Genomic DNA, 18,746 nt, shown 5'->3' with positions numbered 1-18,746 from the left:
GCCGTGTAGGCCGCGCCCCGCTGCGGACTCGGAATGTTGTTAACCCCCGCCTTGCTGGCTACGTTTGCCCCGTTTCTATTCGGGGGTGCCGGCTCGACCGAGCCGGCACCCCGTTTCCCGTTCCTGCTACTTCAGCCTGTACGCGCGGATCACCTGCTGGGTGACGGTGTCACCGGCCGAGTCGGTCGCCTTGGCGCGCAGCGAGACGTACTTCGCCCCGCCGGGGTGCCGTACGCTCGCCACCCAACCGGACTTCGTCGACCGGACCTCCGCGTCCCGCCAGGTACGCCCGTCGTCGTACGAGACCTCCACGGTCAGCCGCCGCACCTGGGCACCGGGCGCGCCGGGCTGCCGCTGCACGTTGACCGGGATGTCGAACGCCCTGCCCGCCGGGGCGGCGTTGGTCACGTCGAGCTTCGGCGTGTACCTGATCGCCGTCGCCGGCAGCTTGGCGAACTCGTCGCCCGGCACGTGCCCGGACCGGAACGTCCACGCCGCCTCCGTCGAGGTCGCCAGATCCGAGACGTCCCGGGTCGCCGACACCACCACCCGGTAGTCGGCCCGACCGGCCGGCACCTCGAACACGCCGAAACCGGGTTCCGGGGTCTCACCCACCAGCTTGCCGTTGCGGTAGAGAGCGGTACGGGCGGTCGTTGTGAGCGAGCCACCCCCGTGCCCGGCCGCGTCGCTGTAGATCGGCAGGGCGACCACGATCGTGTTCCCCTGCCGGGTGATGCCCGACTCCGGCCAACGCGACTCGGGGAAGGACGGACCGTACGGCGCCTCGTTCCAGACGTCCTGGTACTCCCGCCCGGCCTTGTACGCCGTCGGCGGCGTCTCCAGGACGGCCTGGAGCACCGGCCAGCCGTCGTCGCCCGGCACGCTCAACTCCAGCGCGGACTCCCAGCGCACCCCGCCGTTGGTGCCGAGGTGTTCGACCCGCTGCCCCGGCAGCGTCACCGGCAGGACGACCGCCCAGCCACCCATGTCCTCGGGGAAGACCGGGAACAGCAGCCGGTGCGCGTCCTGACCGGCCGCGGCGCCCCGGAATTCGTTGCTGACCGTGGCGAGGTCCCGGTCCCGGTAGTGGCGCACGTACCCGTTCGGGAACCGGCCGGGGAACTGTTCGGCGACGGCGTAGAAGTAGGGGCTGTTGGCGAAGCCGCCCTCGGAATCCCGCTCGGCCCACTGGCTGCCGATCTGGCCGACGAAGCCTTCCATCGCCCCGCCGGTACCGAGCTGGCCGGCGTACAGGCCCTCGAACGTGTCGGCCAGCACGCTGGTGCCGTACCCGAACTCGTCCGTCGACCAGTTGGCCGTGACGTCGATCAGCGCCGGAGTGGCGGAACGGTGGGGCACCGTCACCTCGACCGGCCGGGCCTTGCGTGCGTCGACCGTGATGCTGGTGTTCCTGTCGATGATCAGCTCGGGCTGGACCAGCATGGTGGAGTCGTACTCCTCCTCGGCCCGCTCGCGGAAGATCATGGTGCTCAGGCCGTAGGTGCCCTTGGGTAGCCGTACGGTCGCGGTCCCGTCCTCGTCGTACACGCTGGCGAAGAGGAACCGGTCGAGCCCGACCAGCAGGCTGCTGTACTCGACGGGCACCGCGCCGGTCTGGTCGAGGTGGGTGAGCGTGAGGTCGTAGCTCTCGACCTCCTTGTTCACCCCGACCGGGGTGGTCACCACGGTTGTCCCGGCGGTGGCGGTGAGCCGGCCGGACCAGTAGCCGTCGGCGCTGGCCACGCTGGTGTCGGCGGTCACGGTGACCGCCGCCTGACCACCGGCCGGCACGGTCACCCGGGCCGCGCTGGTGGTGAACAGACCGGCCGGTGCGGCCACGCCCTCGGGGCCGGTCACCTGGAGGGCCAGGTCCAGGGTCAGCTCGGTGGTGCCGGGGTTGCGGTAGGTGACGGTCCGGGTGACGACCGCATCGTCCGCGTGCGGCCAGATGGTGCGACCGAACGAGAGACTGGCCGGGTCGGTGGTCACCGGTTGGGTGATGGCGCGGGCCACGTCGACCCGGCCGGCTCCCTGCTGGTACGCGGTGAGCGTCGAGTCGGGCTTCGCCGAGGCCATCAGGGTCGCCTTGAACTGTGCCGCGGTCCAGTCGGGGTGCTGCTGTCCGAGCAGTGCGACCGCGCCGACCACGTGCGGGGTTGCCATCGAGGTGCCGGAGAGGGTCACGTAGTGCTCGCCGACCGGCGCGCCGAGTTCGGTGCCGGCGCCCTTGGCCGCGACGATCTCGACACCGGGCGCGGTGATGTCGGGCTTCACGGCGTCGTCGCCGGTCCGGGGGCCGCGGCTGGAGAAGTCGGCCAGCTTGTCGTCGCGGTCCACCGCACCGACGGTCAGGGCGGCATCCGCGCTGCCCGGCGAGCCGACCGAGGCGTCCGAGCCGTCGTTGCCGGCGGCGATGACAAAAAGCGTGCCGGTCTGCGCGGTGAGGGTGTTGACGGCTTCCTCGATCGGGTCGATCTCCGGGCCGTCGTAGCCGCCGAGGCTGATGTTGACAACGTCCGCCTGCTTGTCCACGGCCGCCCACTGGAGCCCGGCGAGGATCGCCGACTCGGTGCAGCCGTACTCCTCGCAGACCTTGCCGGAGACCAGGGTGGCGTCGGGCGCGACGCCCCGGTACTTGCCGCCGGAGGCGGCGCCACTGCCGGCGATGATCGAGGCGACGTGGGTACCGTGTCCGACGATGTCGCCGGGTTCGGCCTCCTCGCTGAAGTTCTGCGCGTCGGCGACCTTGCCGACCAGGTCGGGATGGTTCACGTCGACCCCGGAGTCGAGGACCGCGACGATGACTCCACTGCCGGTGAATCCGGCCTGGTACGCGGCCGGCGCACCGATCTGGGGAACGCTGTGGTCCAGGGTCAGTTGCCGCTTGCCGTCCAGCCAGATCTTCTCGATCCCGGCGGCGGTGGCGGTACGGGCACCGCCCTGGCCCGTGGTGACACCGGCCCAGAAGGCACCGGCACCGGCCTTGGTGGCCGCGACCGCGGCCCCGCCGATGGCCGGTAGTTCCCGGGTGACCTGCGCACCCGCGACCCGCAGCGTGCCTGCGGCCGAGGCCCGGGCTCCGGCGCCGTACGTCACGATCAGCGGCAGGTTGTCGCGCGCGGAATCGTGGTATCCGGCCTGCACCAGCCCGGTGACGTTGAACAGTCGCCGGTCGAGTTGGCCCGACCGGATCAGCGCGGACGCATCCCGTGGGATCACGTACAGGCCGTCGGGCTCCCGGTTGACGATGAACTGGATCTTCTCGCGTCCCTTGCCCGGCTGGACCGCGCCGGCCCGGGCGTCGGGCGAGGCGAGCGTGATCCGGTCACCGGTCAGCAGGGTCACCGTCACCGGCTGGGCCTTGGCCCCTGCGGTCGGTGCCGCGGTCGACGGCTTCGCCGCCGTCGGTACGGGTGCGGCCAGGCCGGCCGAGCCGGTGCCCAGCACCAACCCGACCCCTAGTACGACTGCGGTCAATCTCCTGGGCAACTGCAACGCAAACCTCCCCGGTCGACATCTCATGGATGCCAGGTCCTGCATGGACACCGGTCAGCATTGCATACTGGGTATGCATCGGATAGCCCCAAGGCTATCTAGAATTAGACCATTCAATCGCTTGTGATCATTTCCGACGCTCCCCCCCACATTCGACGCAATGATCATCGCGGGGACGGATCGCGGCAGGCAGGGCCAGCTCCGGCGCGCCTACGGTGGTCGCACAATCCGGAGGAAAGCGATGGCCTCGCACAAGGAACGAATGCTCGCGGGCGAGCTGTACCTCGCCGACGATCCGGAGATCATCGCCGACGCCCAACGGGCGGCACTGCTGATGGAACGCTTCAACGCAAGCAGTGTCGGCACTCCGGAACTGCGTCGACAACTCCTCGTCGAACTGCTCGGATCGGTCGGCGACGGGGTCGGCGTACGCCCACCGTTCTACTGCGATTTCGGTTACCGGATCAGCATCGGCTCCGGCACCTTCGTCAACTACGGTGCGGTCATGCTCGACGTGGCACCGATCACGATCGGCGCGGACGTACAGATCGGTCCGAACGTCCAACTGCTGACGCCCACCCACCCGACCGAGCCCGAGCCACGCCGGGCCAAGTGGGAGGCTGCCAAACCGATCGTCATCGGCGACAACGTCTGGCTCGGCGGCGGCGCCATCGTCCTCGCCGGTGTCACCGTCGGCGAGAACACGGTGGTGGGCGCCGGCGCCGTCGTCCCCCGAGACCTACCCCCCAACGTCATCGCCCTGGGCAACCCCGCCCGAATCCACCGCCACCTCCCCTAGCCTGCCGCCCGCCGGGTCGCACTGGATTCATGATCATTGCGCTCTGAGCTGTTGGCCGGGGGCATTCAGGAACAGCTGAGAGCGCGTGGATCAACAGAGACGCGAGTTGCGGGCGGCGAGGATGGCCAGGATCTCGCGGCGGATTTCGGACGGCTCGTGGGTCAGTCGGCGGTGGGTGAAGCGGACCACCAGGATGCCGAGCGTGGCGAGCAGCGCGTCCCGGCGTACGTCAGCCTCCCGCTGCCGTCGGTCGCCGTGCCAGGCCGCCCCGTCCAACTCGAAGTCGACCCGTTCCCGTTCGGCGTAGACGTCCAGGTCGAAGGCCCGCCCGGCAACCCGTACCCGCTCCTGACGGAGGAAGGTCGGCATGCCCGGCCCGCTGAAGACCCGCTCGTGACCCCAGATCTCCAGCGGGCTGCGGCAGCCGATCGCCAGCCGCTCCAGCAGTACCCGGAACTCCCGGCGACCAGCCAACCTGGGTGCGCCCGCGAGGGCATCGCCCAGACGCGCCACAGTGGTCATCCGCCCGTTGACCGCCTCGATGACCACTGCCCTGCGCTCGTCCACCGGCAGCAGCGGCCACGAGTCGACCAGGGACCGCTCCAGCCGCGTCACCGGCCGGCCCTGCCGACGCACCGCGTACGGCGGCTCCGGCTCGAACCCGTCGACCCGGTGCAGTACGAGGCCGGGAAAGGAACGCAGCCGTACCGCCGCGGGCACGGTCACGTGCACCTCGGCGTCGGGCACCCACTCGCGACATCCCCAGAGCGAGAGCGCGGTGGTGTGGCTCAGCGCACCCCGGTCACCGACGTACGCGAGCGCCGCCCGGCACCGGAGGTCCGGCTCGCTCTCCCGATCCGGGTCCAGGTACACCCCGGGCAGCACCCGCCGCAGCGCCCCGGACCGGTGGGCGTTGTCGATCGCCCATCCCGGCACCGCCCGCTTGCTGGCCGCTCGGGTGACCAGGCCGCCGCCCGCCACCAGCAGCGTACGCAGTTCCGGGTCCACCCGGCCGAGGGTGCCCGAGCCCTGCTACGCCGGCAATCGGCGCGAAGCTGCCCTGTGGACAACCTCGACGGCTGTGGAAAACAACCCGATCAAGCGCCGCTGTGGTAAGCGGGATGCGTCAGCCGCGCTGGATCGGGGCGGGGGTACGGCGTTGCGGGCCCCACCGGCTGGCGTCCTCCTCGCCGAGCGGGCGGGAGAAGAGGTAGCCCTGGCCGGAGGCGCAGCCCATGTCCATCAGCAGCATCCGTACCTCCTCGGTCTCCACCCCCTCGGCGACGATGTCCAGGCTCAGGGTTCCGGCCAGCCGGATGATGCCCTCCAGGAGCAGCAGTTGCCGGCGGGACGAGGCGACGGTAGCGGTGAACGACCGATCGATCTTGATCACGTCGGCCGGCATCTGCTGGAGGTAGCTCAGCGACGAGAACCCGGTCCCGAAATCGTCGATCGCCACCCGTACGCCGAGGGTCCGCAGTTCGGTCAGCTCGGCCCACACCCGGTCGTCGTCGCGGAGCAGGAGGCTCTCGGTGATCTCCAGCATGAGCAGGGTCGGCGGTACGTCGGCCGTGGACAGCGCGTCGCGTACCCGGTCGACGAAACCACCGGCGCGCAGTTGCCGGGCCGAGACGTTGACGCTGACGTACGGCGTGGCGGTCGGTGGCCGGTCCTGCCGCCACCGGCCGGCGGCGGCGACCGCCTGGCGCAGCACCCAGTCGCCGATCTGCTCGATCAGGCCGGTCTCCTCGGCCAACGCGATGAACTGGTCCGGCGGGACCAGCCCACGTCCGGGGTGGTGCCAGCGGACCAGTGCCTCGAATCCGGCGGCGGCACCGCTGCGGAGTTCGACGATCGGCTGGTACTCGACCACGAAGCTGCGCCGCTCGACCGCCTCCGCCAGGGCGGTACGCAGTTCGAGCCGCTGCACGATCGCGGTGTGCAGCTCCGACTGGTAGCGGCACCACCGGCCCTTGCCGGCACCCTTCGCCACGTACAGGGCCAGGTCGCCGTGTTTGAGCAGTTCGCCCGCGTCGGTGGCGTCGGCGCTGGTCGCCACGCCGACGCTGACCGAACCGTTGACCAGGGTGTCGCCGACGGCGAGCGGCTCGGCGAGGGCACGGATGATCTCGTCGGCGAGCTGCTCGGCCTGCTCCGGGTTCTCCGCGTCCGGCACCAGGACGGCGAACTCGTCACCGCCGAGCCGGGCCACCAGACCGGTGACGCCCACCAGCTCCCGCAGCCGCTGCCCGACCGCGATCAGCAGTCCGTCGCCGACGGCGTGACCGTGGGCGTCGTTGACCGAGCTGAACTCGTCCAGGTCGACGCAGAGCACCCCGACCGTACGGCCGCTGCGCCGGGAGTGGCCGACGGCGGCGTACACCTGGTCCTGGAAGGACGCGCGGTTGGCCAGTCCGGTCAGTACGTCGTGCATCGACCGGTGGGTCAGCTCCTGTTCGAGCCGGCGCCGCTCGGTGATGTCCCGCATCGTCACCACCAGCCCCCGGACGGTCCGGTCCCGGCGCAGGTCCCGGCAGCTCACCTCCAGGTGGATCCGTTCCCCGTCGGGGCGCCGTACGGTCCAGTCGGCCCACTCCCCGGCCGCGTGCACCGGTTCCAGCAGATCGTCCAGCATCTCCTGGTCGTCGGGGTGCACCACCGAGGTCAGTTCGGTGCAGTCGGTCGGCTCGATGCCGATCACGGTCCGGACCGACGGGCTCGCGTACCGGATCGACCGGTCGTCGTCGACGACCAGGATGACGTCGGTGGCGTTCTGCACCACGCTGCGGAAGTACGCCTCGCTGTCCCGGCGGCTGATCTCCTGGCTCAGCCCGATCCGTTCCAGGGCCAGCGCCACCTGTGCGGCCAGCACCTCCAGCGAGTCGCGCAGCCCGGCGAGCACCTCGGGATCGGCGGCGACGAGCAGCGCGCCGACGCGGGGCAGTCCGGTGGCCCGTTCGTCGAGCACCAGCGGGCAGAGCACGGCGGTCCTGAACTGTCCCAACTGCTCGGCCAGCGCCGGCTGGAGCGCGCCCACCCGGAGCACCCGGGTCCGGCGGGCGGTCGCCACGCTCGGCGCCGGGTAGTACGCGGACGGTTCGTTGACGGTGGGGCCCCAGATGCTGGTCGCCACCGCCGGCACCCCGTCGGCCCGGTTGACGGTGAACACCACCCGGTGCGCGGCGTGCTTGGGCACCAGCCGGGCGATCGCGGCGCGTACCGCCCGGTCGACCTCGCGGGCGGCGGTCGCCGAGACCAGGTCGGCGGCGGCCTTGCGGAGGCTGCGCTCCCGGGTCACGGCGAGCCGGTGCGCGTCGGCGGCGTCGGCGAGCCGGCTGAGGACCAGCACGAACATCACCCCGGAGACCACCGCGATCACGGTGCCGTCGCGTACGTCACCGGTCACGGCCTGCAGGAGCAGAACCGCCGGGGCGAGTACGGCGGCCATCCCGAGCAGCACGAGTCGCAGCCGGCCGACCTCGATCTGCCGTGGTTGCGCCGGTTCGGTGAGCCGGGTCATGTCCGGGTACAGGGCGGCGGCGCCCCAGCAGACGGAGAAGGCGAACCAGCCCAGCTCGAACGGCCCACCCGGCTGCCAGCCGTCGTCGAGCAGGGCGATGCCGTAGCCCAGGTCGGCGGCGAGCATGCCGGCGGCACCGATCACCAGCAGTACGGCGGCAGGGTTGATCCGAGTGCTGGTCAGCAGCCGGACGGTGGTCGCCAGCACCAGCAGGTCGGCCAGGGCGAACGCGGCCAGGGTCGACCTGCTGAACGGGCTCACTCCGGGCTCGGTCAGGTAGGGAGCGAGGACGAAGATCCATAGCAGGAATCCGGCGGCGGTGCTGAAGATCAGAAAGTCGAAGAACTGGGAGCGGTCACGGGTGACAATGTTTGATCTCGTGAGTCCGAGTAGTCCCGCGCCGATCAGCGGAAACATCAACAGGTAGGAAACGTCCGCCGCCGAGGCCGGCGCATCGCTCGGCAACCCGGCGTCGAAGCTGTAGAGCAGGTCGCCGACGGCCAGCAGCGCCATGCCGGCGGAAAGCAGCCACCAGGTGTATCCGCGGCGGGGGCGGTGCCACCGTACGCCGGCCACGACGGCTGCCGCGCCACCCAGGCCCACCAGCCCGGACAGGACGGTACGCAGCGCCGGCACGGCGAAGAAACAGCCGACCAGTACGCCCATTCCAACGGCGTACCAGGTCAATACCTTCCGTGCGGACACGGGCCTCCTGTCGATGTTCGAAAGTCAACGTCCCGATCCCACCGAAACGACGTTGTCCGCCCGGTTTACCAGTCCTCGATGCGCTTCGCTATCACCCCGCCGGGTAGTGGTTCACTCCGATGGGCGCCCGCGTCGGGTACACGACTCTCGGCGAGGGATATTCACCTGGTTGGCACCGGTTGCCGGCAACCCCGGCCGATGTGTCATTCGGAAAGTCGTACGACCACATCGGAGCGGATCGCGGTGGTCTCGATCAGGTCGGCGTTGACCTGGTCGGTGCCACGGGCCCGGGCCGCCGCCTCGACCGCCGCCCGACCGAAGCCGATGTGCCGTTCGGTGAGCCGCCGCAACCGCTCGGGCGCGTCGAGGTCGAGGAACCACACCTCGTCGAGCAGCCCGCGCAGCTCACCCCAGGGCAGGGTCGGCACCAGCAGGTAGTTGCCCTCGGTGACCACCAGCCGTACCTGCGGCGGCACGGCGATCGCCCCGGCGATCGACTCCTCCAGGTCCCGGCGGAACTCCGGCGCGTACACGGTGGTGTCGACGACCGTACGCAGCCGGTGCATCAGGGCGACGAAACCGGCGCCGTCGAAGGTGTCGACGGCACCCTTGCGGGCGTGCCGGCCGAGCCGGTGCAGTTCCATTTCGGCGAGGTGGAAACCGTCCATCGGGACCAGTGCCGCCGTCGGACCGAGGGCGTCGACCAACCGACCGGCCAGGGTGGACTTGCCGGCGCCGGGTGCGCCGGTGATGCCGAGCATTCGACGGGGGCCGGCTCCGGCGAGGGCGCGGGCCCGCGCGACAAGCTGGTCGAAGGTGTACGGCTGCGCCGGTACGGGCACGACTGCCGGCTCAGTCGCGTGGCTCGGCGAGCACCGTCGGCTCGCTGATGGTGAACCGCGCCTCGACGCTCGCCTGGATGCTCTGCGGCTGTGGATCGAGGTCGAGTTCGGGCACGCTGTCCATCGCGCCCTTGGCCCGGTAGCTCTGCGCCGAGCCGACCATCATCATCGGCCGGGGCTGGTCGGTGCCGGCGTCGGCGAGCTGGACCAGGGCGGTCACCCGGGCGCCGAGCGCGTCGGCGTACTCCCGGGCCCGGTCGACGGCCTCGCCGATAGCGGCCCGGCGCGCCTCCCGGTGGACCGGGCTGCCCGGCCGAAGTTCCCACCACGGGCCGGCGATCTGCGTCTGGTCCCGGTCGGCCAGTCGCAGCATCAGTTCACCGAGCACGGTGAAGTCGGTGACGGTCACCGTCGTGCTCACACTGCCGTGGTACGCGACCACCCGTTCGGAGGCGCGTTTGACCTCGGGGTACACCTGCAACTGGCCGCTCTCCCGGCGCTCGATCGCGGCGCCGTACGAGTCGATCAGTGTGCGTACGGCCTCGGCCCGTTCGGCGAGCCGGGCCAGGGTGGCCTGCCGATCCTTGTCCCGCGCGGTCGCGGTGACCTGGAAACGCGCCAGTTCGGGCGGCACCTCACGAAACGCCTCGCCCCGTACCACCACCACCGGACCATCGACCATGTCCCCAACCCTAGGGGTCGGCGGTCGATCGGGCGAGCGATCCGGTCGCGGGATCACAGCCGTACGGTGGACACCGGTTGGTCGAGGAGCACCCCGCCGACCGTTTCGAGTACGTCCAGGTTGACCATGGCGTGCTGGGTCGCCACGTGTACGTCCCGGAAGCAGCGTTGCAGCGGGCTCGCCAGCCGGACCGAGTTCCCACCACCGGCGTGGTAGACGAGGGCGACGGCCCGGGCGGCGCTCCCGGCCGCGTGGGCGACGGCCAGTCGCAGCCGTGCCCGGCGGTCGACCGGCACCACCTCGCCGGCCGACACCAGCCGCCAGCACTCGGCGATCTCGCTGACCAGGTACGCCCGGCCGGAGCCGAGGATCCCCTCGGCCTCGGCGAGCACGACCCGGCTCATCGGCTTGCCCGCCATCGGTTGCCCGGTCAACGCGTCGCGCTTCTCCCCCATCAACCGCGCGAACTCGTCGAGCGCGGCACGGCCGATGCCGAGTGCCACCGCGCCGATCCCGAACGAGAGCAGGCCGAACACCGGGAACCGGTAGAGCGGCCGGTCCTCCCGCGCCGGCCCGAAGATCGAGAACGTGTACGCCGACGGGACGAACACGTCGAGCGCCTCGATGTCGTGGCTGCCGGTGCCGGAGAGGCCGACGACGTCCCAGTTGTCGTGGACGGTCACCTCGGCGGCTGGCATGATCACGTGCCGGATCTGCGGCACCCCGCCCGGCCCGGTGACGAGTTCGTCCCCGTCGTACACGAGACAACCACCGACGAGGTGGGTGGCCTGGCTGCTGCCGCTGGCGAACGACCAGCGGCCACGTACCCGGTATCCGTCGGGCACGGTGGTCGCCCGGCCCGACGGCGCCGCGACGCCGGTGACCAGGAACCGCGGGTCGGTGAGCAGCTCCGTCGCGGTCGACTCGTCCAGGTGGCCGAGGGTGAACCCGGTCGCGCCGGCGATCATGGTGCACCAGCCGACCGAGCCGTCTGCCCGGCCCAACTCCTCGAAGATCTCGAACATGGTCAGCGGGTCTGCCTCGATGCCGCCCACGTTCTGCGGCGCGGCGAGCCGGAACAGTCCCAGCCCGGCCAGCTCGGAGACGAGTTCCTCCGGCATCGCCCGGTCGTGTTCGATCTGCGGCGCGAGCGCCGCGATCCGGGCGGAGAGAGCACGAACCTCGTCGATCAACGCCTGCGCCATGGCCGCCAGCGTAGGACGTAACACCCCGGAGGCATCGAAGAGGGTCAAGATCCGGACAGCTCACTCCGCGGGATCAGCCGAGCGGCGCACGTAGCGATGTGGCCGGTACGGGAGATCCCGTACCGGCCACATCTGTGGTGGTGGTTAGCTGGCGTACGCCTCGAACTCCCAGAGGGAGTGGCCGTAGGCCGTACCCCGGGCGGTGCCGTTGACCCGGATGTAGCGGCCGTTGGCGCCGAGGCCGGTCAGTTCGTCCACCCCGCCGTTGGCACCGGTCACCGAGCGCACGGTGGTCCAGGTGGTGCCGTCGTTCGAGGTCTGGATCTGGTACGCGCTGCTGTAGGCCGCCTCCCAGGTCAGCTTGACCCGGCCGATCGCGGTCGGCGTGCCGAGGTCGACACGGAGCGACTGCGGGTCGGCGAAGAGAGACGACCAGCGGGTGGTGAGGCTGCCGTCGACCGCCTGGGCACCGGACATGCCGGCCCCCTCACTGCTGGAGACGAGGGTCGGCTTGTTCAGCAGCAGGTTGGCGCCGGGCTGCGGGTTGTTCGGACCGCTGCCGCCGTACACCTCGAACTCGAACAGCGAGTAGCCCCAGGCGGTGCCTCGGGTGGTGCCGTTGAGGCGTACGTACCGGCCGGTGCCGGTCAGGCCGGTGAGGTCGTCGACCCCGCCGTCGCCGCCGGTCACGCTCCGGATGGTGGTCCAGGTGACCCCGTCCGGCGAGGTCTGGATCTGGTACGCGCTGCCGTACGCCGCCTCCCAGGTCAGCTTGACCCGGTTGATCGCGTACGAGGCGCCGAGGTCGACGTCGATCCACTGCGGATCGCTGAACGCACTGGCCCAGCGGGTGCCGATCGCCCCGTCGAAGGCGTTCCCGGCGACGAACGCGCCCTCGATGCTGGAGGTGCGGGCGGGCTTGTTCAGGGCCAGGTTGCCGGTTGGTTCGGGATCCGGATCGGGATCCGGTCCGGGGCCGCCGCCGGGCTGGGTGGAGAGGGTGAACTCGTCCACGTCGAAGTACGGGCCGGTGCCCTTGAACACCAGGTAGAGCGTGCGGGTGCCGGTCGGTGCGGTGACCGCGCCGGTGACGGTGGCCCAGGTGTTGTATCCGCCGGTCGGCACCACCGTGGCCGAGCCGACCAGTTGTCCGGTGGGTGAGTCGACCCGCAGTTCGAGGGTGCCGCCACCGCCGGCCGGTGCGCCGACCCGGGCACTGAACGACTGGATGCCGGTCAGGTTGTACGGGGTGTACGAGATCCAGTCGTTGTTGTCGACGTACCCGATCGCTCCGCCGCCCGCGGCGTTGCCGGGGGCGGTGACCTGGATGCCGCTGGAGTCGCCGAAGTGCTCGGCCTGGCGGGTACGCGGTTGCAGCACGGCCTGGGTGTGCGTGGTCAGTGGCGCCTGGCCGCCGCCGCCCAGGTCGGTGTATTCGGCGTCGATGATGCCGAAGATGTTCGCCGCGGTGTCGTGCTCGCCGTCGGCCGAGGTCTGGATGACCCCGGTGCAGCCCTGCACGCTGCCGAGCTGGTGACCGTGCGAGTCGTGGCCGAGTACGTAGTTGACCTTGACTCGGGCACAGTTGATCGCCCCGTCCTGGGCGTCGGTGACGGTCACGGTGAACGGGACCGCGTCGCCGAAGTTGAACGTCGACCCGTTGAGCGGGGTGTTCACGGTGACCACCGGCGCACTGTTGCCGACGGTCACCACCACGCTCGCGGTGGCCGTCTTGCCGGTGCTGTCCCGTACCGTCAGCGTCGGGCTGCGTACGCCGTTGGTGGTGTACGTGAAGCTCGGGTTCGCGGCGGTGGAGTCGGTGGTGCCGTTGTTGTCGAAGTCCCAGGCGTACGTGAACGGGTCGCCGTCCGGGTCGAGGGTGCCGGCCGAGGAGAACGCCACGGTCAGCGGTGCCACCCCGCTGGTCGGGGTCGCGGTGACCTTCGGCAGCGGCGCCCGGCCCTCGCGGGCGTACTCGATCCGGTAGAGGGCGGAGTTCGCGTCGCCGTTGAACCACCCGGTGCCGTAGTCGAGCACGTAGAGGGCTCCGTCGGGGCCGAACTCCATGTCCATGATCTGGGTGCCGGTCCACGGGAACGAGTTGATCTTCAGCGGCTCACCGGCCGAGTCGATCTTCACGTTCTTGATCCAGCGGCGGCCGAACTCACCGGCGAAGAAGGTGCCGTCGTAGTACTGCGGGAACGCCACGTCCGAGGTGGAGGCCGCGTTGTACCGGTAGACCGGGCCACCCATCGGCGACAGGCCGCCACCGGTGAACTCCGGCGGGCTGCCCGAGCCACCGTACGGCAGCCAGGCCGGGACGGCCGGCGGGAGCTGGGTGAGGCCGGTGTTGTTCGGCGAGTTGTTGATCGCACCGCCGGCACAGTTGTACTTCGCACCCGACGGGCCGCTCGGGAACGTGTACTCGTTGTACGCGTCGTTGCGCGCCGTGCAGTACGGCCAGCCGTAGAAGCCGGGCTGGGCGATCCGGGCGAACTCCACGTTGCCCGCCGGTCCCCGGTTCGGGTCGGCGGTGCCCGCGTCCGGCCCGTAGTCACCGAGGTAGACCACGCCGGTGGCCTTGTCGACGCTCATCCGGAACGGGTTGCGGAAGCCCATCGCGTAGATCTCGGGACGGGTCCGGGCGGTGCCAGGCGCGAACATGTTGCCGGTCGGGATGGTGTAACCGCCGGCCGCGCTCGGCTTGATCCGCAGCACCTTGCCACGCAGGTCGTTCGTGTTCGCCGAGGTCCGCTGGGCGTCGAAGGCCGGGTTGCGGTCGGCCCGCTCGTCGATCGGGCTGAAGCCGGCCGAGTCGAACGGGTTGGTGTCGTCGCCGGTGGACAGGTAGAGGTTGCCGGCCGCGTCGAAGTCCATGTCACCACCGACGTGGCAGCACATGCCCCGGCTGGTCGGCACCTCCAGGACCAGCACCTCGCTGGCCAGGTTCAGGGTGTTGTCGGCGTTCAGGGTGACCCGGGTGAGCCGGTTGACGCCGTTCCACGGGGCGAACTGGGCCGGCGTGCCGGTGGCCGGCGCACCGCCGCCGGGGGTGCTCAGCGGTGGGGCGTAGTAGAGGTAGACCCAGCGGTTGGTGGCGAAGTTGGGGTCGGCCTTGATCCCCTGCAGCCCCTCCTCGTCACCGGTGTAGACGGCCAGCGTGCCGGCGACCTTGGTGTTGCCGGCGGCGTCGGTGTGCCGGACCACGCCGTTGCGCGAGGTATGCAGTACGCCCCGGTCGGGGAGCACGGTGAGGGTCATCGGCTCACCGGTCTCGGCCACCCCCTTGGCCAGCTCGACCTGCTGGAAGTTGCTGTTGACGGTGCCGCCGCAGTCGGTGGCCACGGTGCCGGAGGCGCCGAGGATGCCGCCGAGCAGGTGCTTGCGGAAGTTCGCGTCGGCGTACGACGCGTCGGTGTGTCCCATCCCGGTGTACCAGGACCGGCCGCCGCCGTAGTTCTGGCACCAGCTGATCGGGTGGTCGGCGCCGTTGCTGCCGCCGGTGTACGTGGTCTCGTCCAGGGTGGCGAGCACGTGCACGGTGCCCCGGGGGTTGGTCCGGTAGTTGTACCACTCGTCGAACCGGGACCAGCGCTGCGGCAGGCCGACGGTTGACGTGTGCACCTGGTCGGCCACCTTGACCGTCGCGGTCTGCTCGGCCGGGTGCGAGGCGAAGTACGCCCCGACGAGCCCGCCGTACCAGGGCCAGTCGTACTCGGTGTCGGAGGCGGCGTGTACGCCCACGTAACCGCCGCCGGCCGCGATGTACCGCTCGAACGAGGCCTGCTGCGCCGCGTTGAGTACGTCCCCGGTGGTGGAGAGCCAGATGACCGCCTTGAACCGGGCCAGGTTCGCGTCGGTGAACTGGGCGGCGTCCTCGGTGGCCTCGACGGTGAAGTCGTTGGCCGAGCCGAGCGCCTGGATGGCGGCGATGCCGGGGGTGATCGAGCCGTGCCGGAAGCCGGCGGTCTTGGAGAAGACGAGAACACTGAACGCGGCGGCACTGGCCGCCGGTGGTATGGCGACGATGCCGCCCACCACGAGGACCGCACTCAGCACAGCGCCGAGCCACGATCGCAGTGATCTACGCACGGGGAGTCCTTTCCTGGTGCGATGGAGGACGGCGTGCGCCGATCACGCCCTTGCGGTGTGTGGTGACGAGAGCGCTCTCCCGCCCATGACCGACACGCCGACGGTCGATGGCTGAGCGAGGTATGCGCATACATCGTTACGGCTGGATTGCAGGCGCGTCAAGGATTGTTTCGGCAATCCTGAGAGCGCTCTCCCAAAAGCCCGAGTGGACCGGAAAGCCCTTGATCGATTACAGAATTTCCGCGCTGGGATTACCGGGCCCCGCCGGCGGGTGATCAGCCGGCGAGGCGCAGCCGATCAGCCCGCGAGGCGCTCCGCCGCGGCGGCGATCCGCTCGTCGGTCGCGGTGACCGCGAACCGGACGTGTCGTTGACCGGCCGGACCGTAGAAGGTGCCCGGAGCGACCAGGATGCCGCGCTCGGCCAGCCAGTCGACCGTGGTCCAGCAGTCCTCGTCCCGGCTGGCCCAGAAGTAGAGCCCGGCCACCGAGTGGCTGAGCGTGAAGCCCGCCTTCAGCAGCGCCGGCCGCAGCACCTCGCGCCGGGCCGCGTATCGGTCGCGCTGCACCGCCACGTGCTCCTCGTCGCCGAGCGCGGCGACCATGGCCGCCTGCACCGGCTCCGGCACGATCATGCCGGCGTGCTTGCGTACCGCCAGCAGGTTGCTCACCAGCGCCGGGTCACCGGCCACGAACCCGGCCCGGTAGCCGGCGAGGTTGGACCGCTTGGAGAGCGAGTGCACCGCCAGCAGCCCGTCGTACGAGCCACCGGAGACCTCCGGGGAGAGCACCGAGACCGGCTCGGACTCCCAGCCCAGGGTCAGGTAACACTCGTCGCTGGCCACCACCGCACCGCGCTCACGGGCCCAGTCGACCACCTTGCGCAGGTGCGCCTGCGGCAGCACCTGGCCGGTCGGGTTGGACGGGGAGTTGACCCAGACCAGGCGTACCCGGGAGGTCGGACCGACCGCGGTCATCGAGTCGGCCCGGACCACGGTGGCCCCGGCGAGCCGGGCGCCGACCTCGTAGGTCGGGTAGCAGACCTGGGGAATGACCACCACGTCACCCGGCCCGATGCCGAGCAGGGTGGGCAGCCAGGCGACCAGCTCCTTGGAGCCGAGCGTGGGCAGTACGCCGATCCCGGCCGGATCGGCGCCGCAGTTACGCCCGGCCCAGGCGGCGATCGCCGCCCGCAGCGCGGGTGTGCCCGCCGTGAGCGGGTAGCCCGGCGCGTCCGAACCGGCCGCCAGCGCGTCCCGGATCAGCTCCGGTACGGGGTCGACCGGCGTGCCGATGGAGAGGTCGACGATCCCGTCGGGGTGCCCGCCGGCGACGACCTTCGCCGGCGCCAGCAGGTCCCAGGGAAAGTCCGGCAGGCCGTCGATCCGGCTCCGCGCCGGACCCGACGACCCACTCCCGTTCCCACCACCGGGGGCGACGCCCCCACCGGTCGGTACGCCGCTCAGTGTCCCTCTCCGCGCCGCTCCTGTGCCGCGACGAAGGTGGCGTCCTTCTCCACCTTGCCGACCTTGGACGCGCCCCCGGGCGAGCCGAGGTCCTCGAAGAACTCGTAGTTCGCCGAGGTGTAGTCCTTCCACTGCTCCGGCACGTCGTCCTCGTAGAAGATGGCCTCCACCGGACAGACCGGCTCACAGGCCCCACAGTCGACGCACTCATCGGGGTGGATGTAGAGCATCCGGTTGCCCTCGTAGATGCAGTCGACCGGGCACTCCTCGATACATGCCTTGTCGAGCACATCGACGCACGGCTCGGCGATGATGTAGGTCACCGATCTCTCCTCCGCAAGCTACGCCGCGATCAACCGCGACGGGTAAGAGCCTAGTATCTCGCCGAGGAGGGGGGCGATCGTGCTCCGACGGCAGGATGTGGGACACCGGGTGGTAGTCCGTCGAATTGTAGGGGTTCGTGACGACCGGCAGGTCTTCACCGATGCTCTGGGTGAGCTGGTCGACCTCACCGAGACCCATCTCACCCTCGCCACCGACCGGGGGAAGCTACAGGTGCCGCTGGCCGAGGTGCACCGGGCCAAACGGGTGCCGCCGGCCCGACGCCCGAACGCGACGGCGGTCGTCGACCTCGAACTCGCCGCCAACGAGGCCTGGCCGGCGCCCGTACAGGACCGACTCGGCGGCTGGCTGCTGCGCTCCGCCGACGGGTGGACCGGGCGGGGCAACTCCGCCCTGCCGATCGGCGACCCGGACCGGCCCCTGGAGGCCGCGCTCGACGCCGTCGAACGCTGGTACGCCGACCGCGGCCAACCCGCGATCATCAACACGCCGCTACCGCTCGCCGCACCGGTCGGCGTGGCGCTCGACGAGCGCGGCTGGACCACCCGTCCGCCGACCCTGATGCAGACCGCCCCGCTCGCCACGGTCCGCGGCCGTACGCCGGACCGGACCGACCTGCCCCCGGTGGAACTGGCCGCGACCCCGTCGGACGGCTGGCTCGCCCTGGCCGCCGCCCGCAAGGCCGCCCACGCCGGGCGCACCGTCGGCGCGGACCCGCTGGACAGCCTCCCGGCCGCCGCCCGACACCTGCTCACCGCCGTGGACCAGGTCCGCTTCGCCCACCTGTACGGACCCAGCGGCGCGTTGCTCGCCGCCGGTCGGGGCACGGTCACCGGTGCCGGAAGGTGGCTGGGCCTGATGAGCATCGAGGTGGTGCCCGAAGCGCGCCGGCAGGGCCTCGCCCAGCACGTGGTGCGGGCGCTGGTCGACTGGGCCGCAGCACTCGGCACCACCGACGTGTTCCTCCAGGTCGAGGAGCGGAACACGGCCGCGGTGGCGCTCTACCGGCGGCTCGGCTTCACCACCCACCACACCTACCTCACCCGGGTGCAACCCACCGGATGAGCCGGTACGGCGCGGCTCAGCGCCGTACCACCCGGCGGGGCTTGGCGAGCTTGGTCTCGGCGTACCGCTTGAGGGACTGGGAGCGGTGGTCCAGCCCGAGCGCGGTCAGCACCAGGAACCCGAGCAGCGTGCCGGCACCGGCGAACCCGGCATAGAGCCAGATCTGGGAGAAGAACTCCCCCGCGCCGTTGGCGAATGGGTAGCTACCGCTGACGAACGGCCCGACGATGACGGTCAGGGCTATCGCGATCAGCACCGCGACCGCCACGTCCCCGCCCCACCGGGCGACCGGCTGGCGCCGTCCCCGTACGAACGCGATCGTCGCCAGGATCAGCCCGATCAGCGCGAACATGCCCAGCGAGAGCCGGTCGGAGGTCTCGGCATCGTTGTCGAACCCGATCCGGATGACCAGCCGGGCGACCACGTTGATCAGGAAAAGCACTGCCGCGAGCACCCCGACCGGCAGCCAACGGTCCTTCATCGCACGCCTCCAGAAGCAGCCGAACCCCGTAACGCTCCCAGATACTTACCATCC

General features: G+C 70.8%; 12 protein-coding genes. 2 read left to right on the top strand and 10 right to left on the bottom strand.

Features of this window, described 5'->3' with window-relative positions; genetic code table 11:
• Positions 1-126: 126 nt before the first annotated feature.
• Positions 127-3,522 (bottom strand): S8 family serine peptidase, encoded by a 3,396-nt coding sequence (locus ACWEFB_RS34270; protein WP_452292153.1) that lies wholly within the window; start codon positions 3,520-3,522, stop codon positions 127-129.
• Between the two features lie 214 nt (positions 3,523-3,736).
• On the opposite strand from ACWEFB_RS34270, the gene ACWEFB_RS34265 reads away from it, so the two are divergent.
• The gene (locus tag ACWEFB_RS34265; RefSeq protein WP_452292151.1) at positions 3,737-4,294 is read left to right on the top strand and encodes a sugar O-acetyltransferase; all 558 of its coding nucleotides are present in this window, start codon (positions 3,737-3,739) and stop codon (positions 4,292-4,294) included.
• A 90-nt stretch (positions 4,295-4,384) separates the two neighbouring features.
• Here ACWEFB_RS34265 and ACWEFB_RS34260 read toward each other — a convergent pair whose 3' ends face one another.
• From ACWEFB_RS34260 to fdxA, 8 genes are all read right to left on the bottom strand, one after another.
• Positions 4,385-5,302: a DUF559 domain-containing protein gene (locus ACWEFB_RS34260; protein ID WP_452292149.1), complete on the bottom strand. Its 918-nt coding sequence runs from the start codon at positions 5,300-5,302 to the stop codon at positions 4,385-4,387.
• Positions 5,303-5,420: 118 nt separating this feature from the next.
• Positions 5,421-8,519 carry a putative bifunctional diguanylate cyclase/phosphodiesterase gene (locus tag ACWEFB_RS34255; protein WP_452292147.1) on the bottom strand — a complete coding sequence of 1,033 codons (3,099 nt, stop codon included), beginning with the start codon at positions 8,517-8,519 and terminating at the stop codon, positions 5,421-5,423.
• A 203-nt stretch (positions 8,520-8,722) separates the two neighbouring features.
• On the bottom strand, positions 8,723-9,361 hold the full coding sequence (locus ACWEFB_RS34250; RefSeq protein ID WP_452292145.1) for a nucleoside/nucleotide kinase family protein: 639 nt from the start codon (positions 9,359-9,361) through the stop codon (positions 8,723-8,725).
• 10 nt (positions 9,362-9,371) lie between these two features.
• Positions 9,372-10,043, bottom strand: coding sequence for an SIMPL domain-containing protein (locus ACWEFB_RS34245; RefSeq protein ID WP_452292143.1), 672 nt, complete (start codon positions 10,041-10,043; stop codon positions 9,372-9,374).
• Between the two features lie 53 nt (positions 10,044-10,096).
• Entirely contained in the window at positions 10,097-11,248 is a 1,152-nt protein-coding gene (locus ACWEFB_RS34240; RefSeq protein ID WP_452292140.1) for an acyl-CoA dehydrogenase family protein, read from the bottom strand.
• Between the two features lie 144 nt (positions 11,249-11,392).
• Positions 11,393-15,340, bottom strand: a complete 3,948-nt coding sequence (locus ACWEFB_RS34235) for a ThuA domain-containing protein (RefSeq protein WP_452292138.1) — start codon at positions 15,338-15,340, stop codon at positions 11,393-11,395.
• A gap of 297 nt (positions 15,341-15,637) precedes the next feature.
• Entirely contained in the window at positions 15,638-16,723 is a 1,086-nt protein-coding gene (dapC, locus tag ACWEFB_RS34230; protein ID WP_452292157.1) for a succinyldiaminopimelate transaminase, read from the bottom strand.
• A gap of 77 nt (positions 16,724-16,800) precedes the next feature.
• A complete protein-coding gene (gene fdxA / locus ACWEFB_RS34225; RefSeq protein ID WP_326562642.1) occupies positions 16,801-17,127 on the bottom strand; it encodes a ferredoxin in 327 nt (108 codons plus the stop codon).
• A gap of 79 nt (positions 17,128-17,206) precedes the next feature.
• Here fdxA and ACWEFB_RS34220 point away from each other — a divergent pair, with 79 nt between their 5' ends.
• On the top strand, positions 17,207-18,211 hold the full coding sequence (locus tag ACWEFB_RS34220) for a GNAT family N-acetyltransferase (protein ID WP_452292136.1): 1,005 nt from the start codon (positions 17,207-17,209) through the stop codon (positions 18,209-18,211).
• Positions 18,212-18,227: 16 nt separating this feature from the next.
• Here ACWEFB_RS34220 and ACWEFB_RS34215 read toward each other — a convergent pair whose 3' ends face one another.
• The gene (locus tag ACWEFB_RS34215) at positions 18,228-18,692 is read right to left on the bottom strand and encodes a hypothetical protein (protein WP_452292134.1); all 465 of its coding nucleotides are present in this window, start codon (positions 18,690-18,692) and stop codon (positions 18,228-18,230) included.
• Positions 18,693-18,746 lie beyond the last annotated feature (54 nt).

The organism is Micromonospora sp. NPDC004704, from assembly GCF_053601675.1.
Note: the sequence above shows the minus strand (reverse complement) of the source record. Positions and strands in the feature narration are given on the sequence as shown.